Consider the following 16738-nt stretch of genomic DNA (forward strand, 5'->3'; position numbering starts at 1 on the left):
GCTGTCGCGTCTTATCAGGCCTACGAGTCCGCACATATTTTTATGTTTGCGCCCGTATGTAGGCCGGATAAGGCGTTCACGCCGCATCCGGCGTTCGGTGCCTGATGCGCCGCTGTCGCGTCTTATCAGGCCTACGAGTCCGCACATATTTTTATGTTTGCGCCCGTATGTAGGCCGGATAAGGCGTTTACGCCGCATCCGGCGTTTGGTGCCTGATGCGCCGCTGTCGCGTCTTATCAGGCCTACGAGTCCGCACATATTTTTATGCTTGTGCCCGTATGTAGGCCGGATAAGGCGTTCACGCCGCATCCGGCGTTCGGTGCACGGTGCCTGATGCGCCGCTGTCGCGTCTTATCAGGCCTACGAGTCCGTACATATTTTTATGTTTGCGCCCGTATGTAGGCCGCATCCGGCGTTTGGCACCTGGTTTACGGAACTTAAGAATCCCCATCTTCACGCCGCTTTTAACCGGCACGATTTACCGGTAAGGACCCAACATGGACATGATCAACATCGGCTACAGCGGCGCATCAACGGCGCAGGTGGAGCTGAACGTCACGGCGCAAAACACCGCTAACGCCATGACTACGGGCTATACCCGCCAGGTGGCGGAGATCAGCACCATCGGCGCCAGCGGTGGTTCGTCGAACAGCGCCGGTAACGGCGTGCAGGTCGACAGCATTCGCCGCGTCTCTAACCAGTATCAGGTGAATCAGGTGTGGTATGCCGCCAGCGATTACGGCTATTACAGCACCCAGCAAGGGTATCTTAGTCAACTGGAAGCGGTACTGAGCGATGATAACAGCAGCCTGAGCGGCGGTTTCGACAACTTCTTCGCCGCCCTTAACGAAGCGACCACCAGCCCTGATGATTCCGCCCTGCGCGAGCAGGTGATCAGCGAAGCCGGGGCGCTGTCGTTACGTATCGATAACACGCTGGATTACATCGACTCGCAAAGCACGGAAATCATCAGCCAGCAGCAGGCGATGGTGTCGCAAATCAATACGCTCACCAGCGGCATCGCCAGCTATAACCAGCAAATCGCCCAGGCCGAAGCCAACGGTGATAACGCCTCCGCGCTGTACGACGCTCGCGATCAGATGGTGGAAGAACTCAGCGGAATGATGGATGTGCAGGTCAATATCGACGACCAGGGCAACTACAATGTCACCCTGCAAAACGGTCAGCCGCTGGTTAGCGGGCAGCAAAGCTCGACCATCGCGCTGGAAACCAACGCCGATGGCACGCCGACCATGTCGCTGACTTTTGCCGGAACCACCTCGACGATGACCACTGACACCGGCGGTTCATTAGGCGCACTGTTTGATTATCAAAACGATGTGCTGACGCCGCTGACCGACACCATCAACAGCATGGCGTCGCAGTTTGCCGATGCGGTCAACAACCAACTGGCGCAGGGCTACGATCTCAACGGTAACCCCGGTGAGCCGCTGTTTATTTATGACGCCAGCAACGCTGATGGCCCTCTGACCGTTAACCCGGATATCACCGCTGATGAGCTGGCGTTCTCCAGTTCGCCGGACGAAAGCGGTAACAGCGACAACCTGCAGGCGCTGATCAATATCTCTACCGAACCGCTGGAAATCGACAATCTTGGCAGCGTGACGGTCGGGCAGGCGTGCTCGTCAATCATCAGCAATATCGGCATCTACAGTCAGCAAAACCAGACGGAAGTCGATGCCGCGTCTAATGTCTATTCCGCAGCGCAAAATCAGCAGAGCAGCGTCAGCGGCGTCAGCATGGACGAAGAAGCGGTGAATCTGATCACTTATCAACAAATTTATGAAGCCAATCTGAAAGTCATTTCCGCCGGCGCCGAGATTTTCGATTCGGTGCTGGAAATGTGCAGCTAAGCGGGAGCGTGAGAATGCGAGTAACCACCCAACAAACCTACGTCTCGATGACGCAAAGCTTTAATAATCTCTCCGGCGACCTGGCGCATGTGGTCGAGCAGATGGCAACCGGCAAGCAGATTTTACAGCCGTCGGACGACCCCATCGCCGCCACGCGCATCACCCAGTTGAACCGCCAGCAGTCGGCTATTGAGCAGTATCAGAGCAATATCGACTCCGCGTCGGCGGGGTTAAGCCAGCAGGAGTCGATTCTCGATGGCGTCAACAACAGCCTGCTGGCGGTGCGCGACGACCTGCTGGAAGCGGCGAATGGCACCAATACCGCCGATTCGCTCGCAAGTCTCGGGCAGGATATTGAGTCGCTCACCGAATCAATGGTCGCGGCGCTGAACTACCAGGACGAAGACGGGCACTACGTGTTTGGCGGCACTATCAACGATCAGCCGCCGATCGTGGCGGTAGATGATGATAGCGATGGCGTCACCGACAGCTACAGTTATCAGGGCAACAGCGATCACCGCCAGACTACCGTGTCAAACGGCGTGGACGTGGATACCAACGTGGCGGCGAGCGATTTCTTCGGCAGCAACTTAGACGTGCTTAACACGCTTAATTCCCTGTCGCAGGAGCTGCAAAACCCGGACGTTGACCCGGCAGATCCGCAGGTGCAGAGCGATATTCAGAACGCCGTTGATGTGGTGGACACCGCCTCGGACGACCTCAACGCCTCGATTGCTTCACTTGGTGAGACGCAGAACACCATGTCGATGTTGAGCGATGCGCAGACCGATATCTCCACCTCCAACGATCAGTTGATTGGCTCTTTACAGGATCTCGATTACGGCCCGGCGTCGATCACCTTTACCGGACTGGAAGTGGCAATGGAAGCTACCCTCAAGACTTACTCGAAAGTGAGTGAGTTGAATTTGTTCAGCGTTCTCTAACTCTTTCAGGAACAGTATGCAGGTCGGACTTACATCTTCATCACTCGCCACCGGCGGCGCGCATAGCGCTGCGGTATCATCGTCAACCGTTGCGCCCACTCAGGCGGTGCGACAAAAGCTCCCGGCGACGGCGAGTGAATATCCGGCTTCGCCGCTGATTACCACTCGCCCGCAGCGTTACAGCGTACAGCTTAATGACCAGCTCACCACGTTGCAGCAGGCGGATCATTATCTCGGGCAACTGGAGCAGCAGTTGCTCGATTATCGTCATAGCCAGCGTAAGGGTGGGCAGGCGCCGAGTTCAGCGCTGATGCAGATGCTGGACAAACGCACTACTCTTTCTGGCGGTGCGGTGGACCGCCAGTTGCAGCCGGTGTTACAGGGGGCTGCGCGGGTGGCCTTTCACTCGCCGGATCTGGCGAATCTCGTGCTCAATCTCACGCCGGGAACGCGGATGTTCAGCGTCTCTGACGGGCGGCAGACCCAGCTTGCGGCGGTGATGCTGTCTGAGGATGACAACACCGGGCAGTATCAGACGCGGCTGACCAACGCTTTGCGCCGCGTGGGCGTGCAGATGCATCAGCAGGCAGACGGCATCAGTTTTTCCGCCACCGAAAAACAGTGGCCTCATATTGAACGCACCTTAAGCGTGCGCGCCGATGGCGATAAGTCGGCGTTTATTCTGCTGAAAACCTTTGCCGAACCCTCTGAGGCCGAGCGTTTAACGCAAAGTTTGCAACAGGGCGGGGCGGGGATTTCTCACATATTAGAAAACATTAACCAGCAGCGCGCCCAGATGGCGGTGCAGCAAGAAAAAGCGCGGCAGTTGATCGACGGCATGTCGCGCTTCCCGCAAACAGAAAATGCGGTGCAGGCGTCGGAGAATCTCGGCGGCGTGCTCGACAGCGCCAATCATAACTATCAGGTTTTATTGCAGGCGGTGAACGGCCAGGCGCGAATTTCCAGCCAGACGGTGAGGAATTTATTGGGGTAATTATTGGTAGGCCGGATAAGACGCCTTTAGCGTCGCATCCGGCATATATTGGTACTCATCAGCACTTCTGCACAGTATTTAATAACTTCTCTAAATTCTGATACATCGCGCTACTAATATCGCTATTCTGCCAGCTTTCCACATTAAAGGTTAATTGCCAGCTTCCGTTGCACTGGTTACGCAGAACGATATCACTCTCCAGTCGGTCACGAACATATTTATAATAAGTTGTCATGGTCATATTGTGCGCTGACAATAAATTATCTAATTTTTCTTTTCCTGGAGTGAGAGTTTGTGAAAGTAATGGTGCAGTATTAGTCCCCCCATCAGTGCTAAGATGAAATATCTTTATTCGCGGACTATTGACCGTTTCTTTAATCAGTTGCGGCGTATCAGGCATATTTTTATCGTAGCTATAACCTACGGTTGAGCCAACGGCGATGGCAACAGTTAACATTGTCAGCCCCAGCACATAATTACGTTTTTTACGGGCGGGGAGTAATGGTGTGGCGGGTAATGTTTTTTCGTCACGAACAGGTGAAACAACTTCCTGCGGTTCAACTGCAATATTCAATGTTTCAGCCGATGCTGATGCAGGTAAGGAAATATATTCTTTATTACACAGATAACCTTTCTTCGGAATGGTTTTAATAATGTTCTGTTGTTTACCATCATCGTCAATAGCAACACGTAAGGCGTGGATCGCCGTAGGCAGGCTGTTGCCGCCAACAATGCGGTTTTTCCACACTTCGGCACATAAATAAGATCGCGATAAAACCGTCTCGGCATTTTTTGCTAATGTTTCCAGCAAAATAAAATGGTATTCGCCAAGACGACGCATTTCACCCGTTTCACAATGAATTAAGGCATTAAGCGACGGGTCCATCCGCCAGTTGTTGATAATAATACTCATAGTTGAGTTTACCTTAGCAAGGGATAAATGTTTCCTGATAGTACGCTGCATTAAGCAGGGTCTTATACATCCTTGAGAAGATGATTTTACTGCGTGATAATTAATATTTAATGATAATAGGATTATTCTTAATCTCTATATGGCGTGAGAATGTAACGAAATGACTGGCGAGTCACAATAGTAAAATGTGTGTTATTTGCAACGCAATGTAAATATTAGCATCAGTTCGTTGGGTAATAATCAATTTTTCTGCTGATAATCTGAGTGATAACAATCAGTTGGCGATGACATGTTTTGTCACCTGGCCATGTGGCATATATTGCTAATAATCTTTTTATCTGAATTTAGGTTCTGCTTTTTTTAGCTAAAAGTGGCATTCGATAAAATGGACTGAAAAATTTTTTATGGTCATTTTAAGTTTGCTCATGGGATGTCGTTTTTACAGGGTATCGAAACGAACACGATTAATCCCAAGGAGCAGTATCATGTTATCTATGAATACCAATAACGCCTCAATGGCCGCCGTTAATGCAATCAGCAAAAGTAGTTCTTCTCTTTCTACTTCTATGGAACGCCTGGCGACCGGTAATCGTATTAACTCTTCAGCAGATGATGCCGCGGGCAAACAGATTGCTAACCGTTTGACGGCACAGTCCAGCGGTATGGGCGTTGCGCTGAGCAACATTAACGACGCGACGGCGATGCTGCAAACCGCAGATAGCATGTTTGATGAAATGTCTGATGTGCTGGGTCGTATGAAAGATCTCTCCACCCAGGCGGCGAACGGCACTTACAGCGACGACGACCTGCAGGCGATGCAGGATGAATACGACGAACTGGGTCAGCAGATGTCTGACATGCTGCAAAATACTACTTATGGCGGCACCAACCTGTTCGGTGTTTCCGGCACCAGCAACACCGGCACTGACGGCCTGTTCCAGAGTGCGGTGACTTTCCAGGTAGGCGCGGAGTCTTCCGACACCATGACCGTGAACATTTCAAGCCAACTGAACACGCTGGTGACGGATCTTTCTGCTATCAGCAACTCCTTTAGCGCGGATCAGGCAGACACCACGGGTACTGCGGGCGTTTCTGGCGGTACTGAGCTGACTGCGTCTGGCTCGGCCAACCAGATGATCACCAGCATTTCTACCGCGATGGATGACGTTTCGCAGATCCAGTCCAAGCTGGGCGCGTCTATCAACCGTCTTAACGACACCGCCAACAACCTGACCAGCATGCAGGACAACACCGAAGTGGCGATCGGTAACATTATGGATACCGACTACGCGACGGAAGCGTCCAACATGACCAAACAGCAGGTGCTGATGCAAACCGGCATCACCATGCTGAAACAGTCCAACAGCATGTCCAGCATGGTTTCCAGCCTGCTGCAGTAATGGCGGATTGCCGGATGCGGCGTAAATGCCTTATCCGGCCTACAAAATATTGCAAATTCAATATATTGCAGAAATCTTGTAGGCCTGATAAGCGCAGCGCATCAGGCAATGTTGCGTTTGTCATCAGTCTCAACACCGCCTGCGGGCGGTGTTGTCCTTTCTGCGGCAGACACTCTTCCGCCAGACCGGAAATGCTCTTTCCGCCTGTTTTTCAATTAATTGATTATTCACATAAAAATTATTGGCACGCCTTTTGCCAATAATCTGACATCGTAATCCGGAGTCATCAATGATTAACCCAAGAACCATTGCGCAAGAAATCGCGTATGCCGATGTTGCCACTCAGGCAGCAAATTTGCAGGAGAAGCAGAGCGAGCTGGATGCTGAAAGCAGCGGCCTGGACTCGCTCAGCTCGGCGTTGAGCGATTTTCAGAGTGCTGTCGATGCGCTGAACAGCGATACCGACGGCCCGGTGACTTTTGCTGCTTCCAGCAGTAATGACTCCGCCACCGTTTCCGCCAATTCCCAGGCGCAGGGCGGAAGCTACTCGTTTTATGTCGAGCAACTGGCACAGGGGCAGCAGACCACGTTCAGTATGGGCGACGACGCCTTTTCCGCCACCGGCACTTTTGAACTGACGATGGGCGACAGCAGCATGGATATTGATCTGTCGGCGGCGGATCAGAACGGTGATGGCGATGGTTTTATCGATGCCAGTGAGCTGGTGAATGCGATTAACGACTCCGATGACAATCCCGGCGTTTCGGCGGCACTGGTAAAAACCGACGGCACCACCACCATTATGCTCACCTCCGAAAGCACCGGAGCACAGAGCGCGTTCTCGGTGAGCGTGACCGGGCATGACGCCAGCAACGATAGCGCCAGCGCGCCCGTTGCCACGGATGTTTCCTCCGCCCAGGACGCGATTATTCATCTCGGCAGCGCCACGGGGCCGGCGATCACCAACAGCAGCAATACATTTGATGATGTGATCCCCGGCGTCACCATGACGTTCACCGAAGTCAGCGATTCTGACAGCGATCTCACCACCTTTAACATCAGCGAAGATTCCAGCGCCAGCCAGGAGAAAGTACAGACCTTTGTTGATGCCTATAACACTTTGATTGATACGGTTGATTCGCTGACCACCCACGGTGATGACAGCAGCAGCGCCGGGGTCTTTGCGGGTGATGCAGGACTCAGTTCACTGGCGAACCAGCTCGATGACATCGCCCATGCCAGTTACAACGGCGTGTCGATTGTGGATTATGGCATCACCCTCGATTCTCACGGTCACTTGCAGATCGACTCCGACCAGTTCAACGACGAAATGGCGAAAAACCCGGACGGTCTGACGTCAATTTTCGTCGGTGACAACAGCATGGTGGCGCAGATGGACGACCTGATTAACACCTATACGGACTCCAGCAACGGCATCATCACTCTGCGCCAGCAGAACATTGACGATCAGATGAGCAAAATTCAGGACGAAAGCGATCAGCTTACCGATACCTATAACGCCAACTACGACCGTTATCTTGAGGAGTACACCAACACACTGGTTGAGGTGTACACCATGAAAGCCAGCATGGCGGCATTCGCGTAACTCACAAGGAATATCCCTAAAGATGTACGAAGTACAGGATGGCTATTCGCAATATAAAGAGATTGACCTTGCGGCTCGCACTGCTGCGGCGTCACCTCTCGAACTGGTACTGGTGCTGTTTTCTGGCCTGATGGATGAGCTGGAACGCGCCAAAAGCCACATTGAAGGGCGACGTTTTGAGAAGAAAGCCCAGAGCATCAACAAATGCATCGATATTCTCAATGCGCTCACCAGTTCGCTGGAGTTTGAAACCGGCGGCGAGCTGGTGGTGAATCTTTCGCGTCTGTATGACCACTGTGTTTATCGTTTGTATGAGGCCAGCGGCGAACTGTCGGCAGAGAAAATCGATGAAGTGATGCTGATTTTAAGCAACCTGCGCGAAGGCTGGGAAGGGCTTTCGGGCAAGCTGGGTTAACGCAATGGAAAAAGAACGCAGGCAACTTTTCGCGCTGGTTACGGCGATGAACGAAGCACTGGATAAACAGCGCTGGCGACGCCTTCCGGTGCTGCATCAGCAGTTGATGCGCCAGTTTCATGTCTATGAAGAGGCTGAAACTGACGCTGCACAATTGCGTGTGGTGAAAGCGCAACTTCATGCCGCGTTTAGCGTATTGATTGCCCGACGCGAGCAGAGAACTGAAGTGCTGAAAGCACGCATGGAGAGACACCAGCAACATCAGGAAGGCGTGCTGGCCTACTCAATTGTTAATTTACTTTCGGAGAAGCCATGAATCCGGCATTGCTTGCCACGCTCGGAACGCTTGCGCAAACCGCCGCGCTGAAAACGGACATTTTGCCGCCGGTGAGCGGTGAAAACGTACCTGCTTTTACCCTGCCGAAAATGGCGGTGGCCGCGGTGGCGGAGCGCGTTCATAGCGCTAAATCCCCCCAGCAACAGGTGACGCGCCCGCAGGAGAGCGATCCGGCAGCGATGCAGGCGCTAATGGCGCTGTTACTGCCGCAACCTGCCGCGCCGCATCAGGACACGCCGCAGCCGCGAAACGTGGCGACATCTCCGGTTATCCGGCAACTGACGAAAGCGGCGGCGCAAAACACACCGCAACACCCGATGCAGCAGGAACTCACGTCGTTACCACCGCAATTACAGGAGCTGGTCAGTCAGTTGCCGCAGGCAAAGCCTGAACAGCAGGCCAGACTGGCAACTTACGCCAGTGAAGATTTACGCGCCATTGCGCCGGTGCAACAGCGCACGCCCGCTAAACCAGAACGCGCGAAGCCTGAGCCGACCCGTGTGACCACGCGTCCTCCAGTAGAGCGTAAAAGCGATAAAGCAGCAGAAACAGAACCCGTCATTTCGCGCGTTGTGTTGCCAGTTAAAACGCCGGAACGGGTCAGCGATCATCAGGAGATTGCCACTAAACCTGTCACCCTCTCGATGGACGAGCTGGGCGAAAAATTGACGACGCTTTTGAAAGATCAGATCCATTTCCAGCTCAACAAACAGCAGCAGATCTCGACAATCCGCCTTGATCCACCGTCGCTTGGCAAGCTTGAGATCGCTGTGCAACTGGATAGCGGCAAACTGACGGTGCATATCGGCGCTAACCAAAGTGAGGTTTGTCGCGCGTTGCAGCAGTTTAGCGACGATCTTCGCCAGCATCTGACGGCGCAAAATTTTATGGAGGTGAACGTGCAGGTCTCCTCCGAAGGGCAGTCGCAGCAGCAACAACAGTCGGGCCATCAGCAGGAGGAGGTGAGTGCCGCCTTACAGCTTGATGATGAGCCTCAATTTCAACAAAACGAATCCGTTTTGATCAAAGTGTAAAAGCAAGATGAAGAGAATTGTGGTGGCAGGCGTGGTCAGTGCCGTTCTGGCGTTGGTGGTAGGAGCCGGGGCAGGGTGGGGAGTCTGGCATCATTATGCCGGAAAAGGAAAACCGACTGCCGTAGCGCGGGTGGAATCGGTGGAAACGATGGATGAAAGCAAAAGCGTGTTTGTGACGTTGCCGGAAACCATTGTCACTCTGCATGACAACAACGGCGCGGATCATTATTTGTCGGCGGAATTAGTCATGGTGGTCGCCAGTGATAAAGAGGCCGAAAAAATAAAACATCAGGAGCCGCTGTATCAAAGCATTGCGGTTGAGTGCCTGACGGAAATGAAATTTGAAGATTTGCGTGGCATGAAAATATCGGCCATCCGCAAACTGATTTCTGATGCGCTAAAGAAAGATCTTCAGCGTCGCAAAATGAGCACACCGTATAAGGATTTGCTGGTGAAAAAAGTGGTCTTCCAGTAATCACCAGACGGATATAAACATGCTACAGGACGTATTCGAGTCAGAAGAATTTACTGCCGCGCCGCTATTAACCCCGCAGCAGGAGAGCCACTATTTACAGGCCTATTTACCGCTGGTGCGCAAAGTGGTGCGGCAACTCGCGCCGCAGTGCAACTGCATTATTGACCGCCAGGATATGGAACAAACGGCGTTAATGGGGCTGCTTAATGCCATTCGTCGCTACGGGCTGCCTGATGAAGGTTTTGCAGGTTATGCCGTGCATCGAATTCGCGGCGCGATCCTTGATGAGCTGCGTGCGCTCGACTGGCGACCGCGGCAGTTGCGGCAGAAATATCATCAGATGAAAGACCTGATTCGTGAGACGCGTAAAAAACTGGGGCACGAACCAGAGTGGCAGGAACTGGTTCGCGAGGGCATTTCTCATGAAGATTATCTCGAATATCTTCAACTGGAAGGTGCGGAAACCCTCGCCAGTCTGGATGAATTGCTTGGCGTTGAAGGCCACAGTATCCCGCTTGCCGGAAGAGAGCTGGAAGAACAAATCATTACCCAGCAAATGCTGCAACACGCGCTTTCACAATTGAGTGAAAAAGAGCAACTGATCCTCTCTATGTATTACCAGCATGAGATGAATCTCAAAGAGATCGCGCTGGTATTAGGACTGACCGAAGCCAGAATTTGTCAATTGAATAAACAGATCGCGCAGAAAATTCGTGATTTTGTCTATCCGAATTAAAGTGAAAAAATTATGCAAAAAATAGTAGGTTTATTGGTGGTGCTCGGCTGCGTATTTGGCGGGTACTTTGAAGCGGGCGGGCAATTAATTGCTATCTGGCAACCTGCAGAGATAGTTATTATTTTAGGGGCCGGTTTTGGGGCGATGATTATTGGCAACCCAAAACATGTGCTGAAAGAAATCGCCCATCAAATCAAAGGCGTGATCAGTAAAAAACAGCTCGGACCGGAGTTTCAGCGTCAGCTATTAATGTGCCTGTATGAATTGCTCGAAATGGTGCAAAACGGCGGCCTGCGCATGCTGGATCAGCACATTGAGCAGCCGGAAGAGAGCACTGTTTTCCAGAAATACCCGCTGGTGTTAACCCAGAAGCGGCTGGTGACCTTTATTGCCGATAACTTTCGCCTGATGGCGATGGGCAAAATTGACGCCCATGAACTGGAAGGCATTCTCGATCAGGAACTGGACACCGCCGAAGAGTCGCTGCTAACGCCGTCGCGTTCGCTGCAACGTACCGCCGAAGCGATGCCAGGGTTTGGCATTTGTGCGGCGGTGTTGGGCATCATCATCACCATGCAGTCGATTGATGGATCTATCGCCCTGATTGGCCTGAAAGTGGCGGCGGCGCTGGTGGGGACGTTTTTAGGCGTATTTATCTGTTATTGCCTGATGGACCCGCTCGCCAACGCCATGGAACAACAGGCGCGGGCGGAACATTCTCTGCTGGAGTGTGTGCGTACCGTGCTGGTAGCCCAGGCGGGCGGTAAACCGACCCTGCTGGCGGTAGATGCGGGGCGTAAGTTGCTGCATCTGGCATCCAAGCCGACCTTCGCTAACCTCGACGCGTGGGTGAATGCGATGCTGGAGCAAGATTAAGCATGAGAAAGACGGGCAACCGCCGCGAGCGTGGGGCAAAAACGACCATCGTCCGGCGGCAGATCAAAAAGAACCATGCCGGACATCACGGCGGGGCGTGGAAAGTGGCCTTTGCCGACTTTACTCTGGCAATGATGGCGCTGTTTATGACGCTGTGGATTGTCAACAGCGTCAGTAAATCTGAGCGGGAAAGCATTATCGCCGCGCTGCACGGGCAGTCGATTTTCAACGGCGGTGGATTGTCGCCGTTAAATAAAATTAGCCCGACCCACCCGCCGAAACCCGCTACCGTGGCGGTGCCGGAAGAGACGGAGAAAAAAGTGCGCGATGTGAACGAGAAAACGGCGCTGCTTAAGAAGAAATCCGCCACCGAGCTTGGCGAACTGGCGACCGATATCAACATCATCGCCCGCGATGCGCATATGGAAGCGAATCTGGAGATGGAAATTGTCCCGCAGGGATTGCGCGTGCTGATTAAAGACGACCAGAACCGCAATATGTTTGAACGCGGCAGCGCGAAGATTATGCCGTTCTTTAAAACCCTGCTGGTGGAGCTCGCGCCGGTGTTCGACTCGCTCGATAACAAAATTATTATTACCGGGCATACCGATGCGATGGCCTATAAAAACAATATCTACAACAACTGGAACCTTTCGGGCGACCGCGCGCTTTCGGCTCGTCGCGTGCTGGAAGAAGCCGGAATGCCAGAAGATAAAGTGATGCAGGTGAGTGCGATGGCTGACCAGATGTTGCTGGATACCAAAAATCCGCAAAGCGCGGGTAACCGACGTATTGAGATTATGGTGCTGACCAAAAGCGCGTCCGATACGCTGTATCAATATTTTGGCCAGCATGGCGACAAAGTGGTGCAGCCGTTGGTACAAAAGCTGGATAAACAGCACGGGTAGCAAAAACTACCTCTTGTAGTCTGGACAAGACGTGCCAGCGTCGCATCCGGCGATAAGGGGGCAGATTGCTGAATCTTTACGCATTTCTCAAACCCTGAAAACACTGTATACTTTACCAGTGTTGAGAGGTGAGCAATGCGTAAAATCATTCATGTGGATATGGACTGTTTTTTCGCAGCGGTGGAGATGCGCGACAATCCCGCCCTGCGCGATATCCCTATTGCTATTGGCGGCAGCCGCGAACGTCGGGGGGTGATCAGCACCGCTAATTATCCCGCGCGTAAATTTGGTGTACGCAGTGCAATGCCGACCGGTATGGCGCTCAAATTATGCCCACATCTTACGCTGCTTCCGGGGCGCTTTGACGCTTACAAAGAAGCCTCGAATCATATCCGCGAAATCTTCTCGCGCTACACTTCGCGCATTGAACCGCTGTCGCTGGATGAAGCCTATCTTGACGTCACCGACAGCGTACATTGCCACGGTTCTGCGACCCTCATTGCCCAGGAAATCCGCCAGACGATTTTTAACGAGTTGCAACTGACGGCGTCTGCGGGCGTCGCGCCGGTAAAGTTTCTCGCTAAAATCGCTTCTGACATGAATAAACCCAACGGTCAGTTTGTGATTACTCCGGCTGACGTTCCGGCATTTCTGCAAACCCTGCCGCTGGCGAAAATTCCCGGTGTCGGCAAAGTGTCGGCGGCAAAACTGGAAGCGATGGGGCTGCGAACCTGCGGCGATGTGCAAAAGTATGATCTGGTGATGTTGCTCAAACGTTTTGGCAAATTTGGCCACATTTTATGGGAGCGTAGTCAGGGCATCGATGAGCGCGATGTTAACAGCGAACGCCTGCGCAAATCCGTCGGCGTGGAACGCACGATGGCGGAAGATATTCATCACTGGTCTGAATGTGAAGCGATCATTGAGCGGCTATACCCGGAGCTGGAACGCCGTCTGGCGAAGGTAAAACCTGATTTGCTTATCGCTCGTCAGGGGGTGAAGTTAAAGTTCGACGATTTTCAGCAAACCACTCAGGAACATGTCTGGCCGCGATTGAATAAAGCTGACCTAATCGCCACCGCGCGTAAAACCTGGGATGAACGCCGCAGCGGGCGTGGTGTGCGGCTGGTGGGCTTGCATGTGACGTTGCTGGATCCGCAAATGGAAAGACAACTGGTGTTGGGGTTATGAATAACATATCAATAAGAGACTATCGGCCCGGAGATTTTCAGCACATATGCGCTATTTTCCTTAGAGCGGTTACGATGACGGCTAGCCAACATTATTCTCCGCAGCAAATTGCCGCTTGGGCGCAGATTGATGAAACACGCTGGAAGAAAAAAATCGCGCAATCACAAGTGCGGGTTGCGGTCATTGATGAGCAACCAGTCGGATTTATTACGCTAATTGACCGCTATATCGACTTATTATTTGTTGACCCGAAATACACCCGCCGCGGTGTCGCCAGCGCCTTGTTAAAACCATCGATTAAGTCTGAATCCGAACTTACAGTAAATGCCAGCATAACGGCGAAACCCTTTTTTGAACGTTATGGTTTTCAGGTAGTTAAGCAGCAGAACGTTGAATGCCGGGGAGAGTGGTTGACTAATTTTTATATGCGTTATCAGCAGCCAGATTAATTCCAGCTTGCAATGTAAATATTGCCTGCCTAGTATGTGCGCGTTTTCTTATTCCACAAACTGCAAGGAGGTCAATCATGACAAATTCTTTATCAATGACGCTTTGCAGACCTTTCCAGGATTAATTCTTTTTTTTGCCCTGGATTCGTCTGCCATTTTCTGATTTTTTAATTGTTACTCTTAATAATTTGAGTCGCAGCTCATGCAACTTGAAGTATGATGAGTATAAATGGAATGGTACATGGGCAAATATATTCGTCCTTTATCCGATGCGGTATTTACCATCGCATCCGATGACCTGTGGATCGAGAGTTCAGCGATCCAACAATTACACACCACAGCAAAACTTCCCGATATGCAACGCGTAGTAGGGATGCCAGATTTACACCCCGGACGCGGCTACCCGATTGGCGCAGCCTTCTTCTCCGTTGGGCGTTTTTACCCGGCGCTGGTCGGCAATGATATCGGTTGCGGCATGGCGCTATGGCAAACAGATATCCTTGCCCGCAAATACAATGCCGATAAGTTTGAAAAGCGATTGTCTGCTCTGGATGATGTTGCCGAAGAAAGCTGGCTGGAGGAAAACCTGCCGTCAGCGTTTGCACAGCATCCGTGGCGCAGCTCGCTGGGTTCCATCGGCGGCGGCAATCACTTCGCTGAACTGCAACAGATTGATCAAATCATCAACGCTGAGTTGTTTGCACTGGCTGGTATGGATGCGCGGTATTTGCAACTGCTGGTTCATAGCGGCTCGCGTGGTTTGGGGCAGTCTATTTTACAGCGACATATTGCCTCGTTTTCTCATCATGGCTTGCCAGAAGTCTGTGACGACGCGCTACGTTATATCGCGGAGCATGACGATGCGTTGGCGTTTGCGCGTATGAATCGCCAGATGATTGCTTTGCGCATGATGCAGCAGGTGAAGGCGACGGGAAGTCTGGTTCTGGATGTGGCACATAACTTTATTACCGCGAGTCAAATTGGCGATCAACAAGGCTGGTTACATCGTAAAGGGGCAACGCCAGATGATAGCGGTCTGGTGGTTATCCCCGGCTCACGCGGTGATTTTTCGTGGCTGGTTCAGCCTGTCATTTGTGAAGAAACATTACATTCGCTGGCGCATGGGGCAGGACGCAAATGGGGACGTACCGAGTGTAAAGGGCGTCTGGCGGCGAAATACACCGTGACGCAACTCTCGCGTACTGAACTTGGCAGCCGGGTAATTTGCCGCGATAAACAACTCATCTTCGAAGAAGCGCCGCAGGCCTATAAATCAGCAGAAAGCGTGGTGCAATGCCTGGTACGGGCCGGTTTAGTTAATCCAGTCGCGCGGTTGCGTCCGGTACTGACGCTCAAAAACAGTGGAGGGAAAAAAGGATGATCTTGTTGCAACTCTCCTCTGCCCAGGGGCCAGAAGAATGCTGTCTCGCCGTCAAAAAGGCGCTGGACAGGCTGATTAAAGAAGCTACCCAACAGCGCGTCGCGGTAACGGTGCTGGAAACAGAAACGGGGCGCTACTCTGACACGCTGCGTTCGGCGCTGGTCTCTTTGGATGGCGATAATGCATGGGCATTAAGTGAACGCTGGTGTGGTACGATTCAGTGGATTTGCCCAAGCCCGTATCGACCTCATCATGGACGTAAAAACTGGTTTCTGGGCATTGGGCGTTTTACCGCTGATGAGCAGGAACAATCAGATGCGATCCGTTATGAGACGTTGCGCTCGTCGGGGCCGGGCGGTCAACATGTCAATAAAACCGACTCGGCGGTGCGCGCCACGCATCTGGCAAGTGGGATTTGTGTGAAGGTACAATCGGAACGTAGCCAGCATGCTAACAGACGGCTGGCGCGATTGCTGATTGCCTGGAAGCTGGAACAACAGCAACAGGAAAATAGTGCGGCGCTGAAATCGCAGCGGCGAATGTTCCATCATCAGATTGAACGTGGTAACCCGCGACGGACGTTTACAGGGATGGCTTTTATCGCTGTGTAATTCAGGAACATGTCCCGCCGTTTTCTCCGTGAAAGCAGCGGGTGAAAACGAAAGGAATCATCATGTTTATCGGTCATCTTCCGGCTGGATATTTAATAAATTGTACTTTAGTAAAACGCTTGCCGCTGATTGCTCGTCATGCGCGGAGGGTGATGGTTATTGGCTTAGTCGGGGCAGTTGCACCCGATTTTGATCTCTTCTGGTGCTATCTGATTGATAGCGGGCAACGTCATCATCATCTTTACCCGTCTCATTGGCCATTGCTATGGTTCACACTTTTGGCTGCGACGCTACTCTGGGCTGGCGTCGCGAAGAATAAACTTCCGCCGTGGTTGGGGGTGATATTTTGCCTGAATGGTATTGTGCATTTATTACTTGATACGCTGGTTGGGGATATCTGGTGGCTAATGCCTTTCGTTAATAAACCGTTTGCGCTATTTCATATTACGGCGGTACATCAGCCGTGGTGGCTAAATTTTTTATTACACTGGTCGTTTTTACTGGAGTTGATATTGGTAACGGCGGCTATTGCTGTGTGGTGCAAGCGTAATGTCAAAATGATGATTGTAAAACGCATGAAAAAATTGTTCTGAC

At 52.2% G+C, this 16738-nt stretch carries 18 protein-coding genes; 17 read left to right on the plus strand and 1 reads right to left on the minus strand.

Features of this window, described 5'->3' with window-relative positions; translation table 11 throughout:
• Positions 1 to 497 precede the first annotated feature (497 nt).
• From flgK to BEA93_RS21680, 3 genes are read left to right on the plus strand one after another with little or no spacing between them, the layout of a single operon-like run.
• Entirely contained in the window at positions 498 to 1874 is a 1377-nt protein-coding gene (flgK, locus tag BEA93_RS21670) for a flagellar hook-associated protein FlgK (RefSeq protein WP_105225063.1), read from the plus strand.
• 14 nt (positions 1875 to 1888) lie between these two features.
• The gene (gene flgL / locus BEA93_RS21675; RefSeq protein WP_105225062.1) at positions 1889 to 2818 is read left to right on the plus strand and encodes a flagellar hook-associated protein FlgL; all 930 of its coding nucleotides are present in this window, start codon (positions 1889 to 1891) and stop codon (positions 2816 to 2818) included.
• A 16-nt stretch (positions 2819 to 2834) separates the two neighbouring features.
• Positions 2835 to 3812, plus strand: a complete 978-nt coding sequence (locus tag BEA93_RS21680) for a flagellar hook-associated protein (RefSeq protein WP_105225061.1) — start codon at positions 2835 to 2837, stop codon at positions 3810 to 3812.
• A gap of 58 nt (positions 3813 to 3870) precedes the next feature.
• On the opposite strand, the gene BEA93_RS21685 is transcribed toward BEA93_RS21680, so the two are convergent.
• Positions 3871 to 4725, minus strand: a complete 855-nt coding sequence (locus tag BEA93_RS21685; protein WP_038355500.1) for a winged helix-turn-helix domain-containing protein — start codon at positions 4723 to 4725, stop codon at positions 3871 to 3873.
• Between the two features lie 485 nt (positions 4726 to 5210).
• Here BEA93_RS21685 and lafA point away from each other — a divergent pair, with 485 nt between their 5' ends.
• The 14 genes from lafA to BEA93_RS21755 all read left to right on the plus strand — a co-directional run bounded on the left by lafA (position 5211) and on the right by BEA93_RS21755 (position 16737).
• The gene (gene lafA, locus BEA93_RS21690; protein WP_038355499.1) at positions 5211 to 6125 is read left to right on the plus strand and encodes a lateral flagellin LafA; all 915 of its coding nucleotides are present in this window, start codon (positions 5211 to 5213) and stop codon (positions 6123 to 6125) included.
• Between the two features lie 289 nt (positions 6126 to 6414).
• Entirely contained in the window at positions 6415 to 7731 is a 1317-nt protein-coding gene (gene fliD / locus BEA93_RS21695) for a flagellar filament capping protein FliD (protein ID WP_085448695.1), read from the plus strand.
• A 22-nt stretch (positions 7732 to 7753) separates the two neighbouring features.
• Positions 7754 to 8146: a flagellar export chaperone FliS gene (gene fliS, locus BEA93_RS21700; protein ID WP_038355497.1), complete on the plus strand. Its 393-nt coding sequence runs from the start codon at positions 7754 to 7756 to the stop codon at positions 8144 to 8146.
• 4 nt (positions 8147 to 8150) lie between these two features.
• Entirely contained in the window at positions 8151 to 8462 is a 312-nt protein-coding gene (locus tag BEA93_RS21705; RefSeq protein WP_038355496.1) for a hypothetical protein, read from the plus strand.
• Complete coding sequence (locus BEA93_RS21710) at positions 8459 to 9517, plus strand: flagellar hook-length control protein FliK (RefSeq protein WP_085448696.1); 1059 nt, start codon at positions 8459 to 8461, stop codon at positions 9515 to 9517. The genes BEA93_RS21705 and BEA93_RS21710 overlap by 4 nt, the downstream gene beginning before the upstream one ends.
• Positions 9518 to 9524: 7 nt before the next feature.
• Positions 9525 to 9992, plus strand: coding sequence for a flagellar basal body-associated FliL family protein (locus BEA93_RS21715; RefSeq protein ID WP_085448697.1), 468 nt, complete (start codon positions 9525 to 9527; stop codon positions 9990 to 9992).
• A gap of 19 nt (positions 9993 to 10011) precedes the next feature.
• Positions 10012 to 10728 carry a FliA/WhiG family RNA polymerase sigma factor gene (locus tag BEA93_RS21720; protein ID WP_038355493.1) on the plus strand — a complete coding sequence of 239 codons (717 nt, stop codon included), beginning with the start codon at positions 10012 to 10014 and terminating at the stop codon, positions 10726 to 10728.
• Positions 10729 to 10740: 12 nt separating this feature from the next.
• The gene (gene motA / locus BEA93_RS21725) at positions 10741 to 11604 is read left to right on the plus strand and encodes a flagellar motor stator protein MotA (RefSeq protein ID WP_038355492.1); all 864 of its coding nucleotides are present in this window, start codon (positions 10741 to 10743) and stop codon (positions 11602 to 11604) included.
• A gap of 2 nt (positions 11605 to 11606) precedes the next feature.
• A complete protein-coding gene (gene lafU, locus BEA93_RS21730; protein ID WP_038355491.1) occupies positions 11607 to 12512 on the plus strand; it encodes a putative lateral flagellar export/assembly protein LafU in 906 nt (301 codons plus the stop codon).
• Positions 12513 to 12647: 135 nt separating this feature from the next.
• Positions 12648 to 13703 carry a DNA polymerase IV gene (gene dinB / locus BEA93_RS21735; RefSeq protein ID WP_001226159.1) on the plus strand — a complete coding sequence of 352 codons (1056 nt, stop codon included), beginning with the start codon at positions 12648 to 12650 and terminating at the stop codon, positions 13701 to 13703.
• On the plus strand, positions 13700 to 14152 hold the full coding sequence (locus BEA93_RS21740) for a GNAT family N-acetyltransferase (protein ID WP_061090638.1): 453 nt from the start codon (positions 13700 to 13702) through the stop codon (positions 14150 to 14152). The genes dinB and BEA93_RS21740 overlap by 4 nt, the downstream gene beginning before the upstream one ends.
• A gap of 241 nt (positions 14153 to 14393) precedes the next feature.
• Positions 14394 to 15533 carry an RNA ligase RtcB family protein gene (locus BEA93_RS21745; RefSeq protein WP_024191835.1) on the plus strand — a complete coding sequence of 380 codons (1140 nt, stop codon included), beginning with the start codon at positions 14394 to 14396 and terminating at the stop codon, positions 15531 to 15533.
• Positions 15530 to 16144 (plus strand): peptide chain release factor H, encoded by a 615-nt coding sequence (gene prfH, locus BEA93_RS21750; protein ID WP_000602119.1) that lies wholly within the window; start codon positions 15530 to 15532, stop codon positions 16142 to 16144. Before BEA93_RS21745 ends, prfH begins: the two co-directional genes overlap by 4 nt.
• Before the next feature lie 62 nt (positions 16145 to 16206).
• A complete protein-coding gene (locus BEA93_RS21755) occupies positions 16207 to 16737 on the plus strand; it encodes a metal-dependent hydrolase (RefSeq protein WP_001515784.1) in 531 nt (176 codons plus the stop codon).
• The last annotated feature ends 1 nt before the right edge of the window (position 16738 follow it).

The sequence above is a fragment of the Escherichia sp. MOD1-EC5950 genome, assembly GCF_002965345.1.
Classification (GTDB): Bacteria; Pseudomonadota; Gammaproteobacteria; order Enterobacterales; family Enterobacteriaceae; genus Escherichia; species Escherichia marmotae.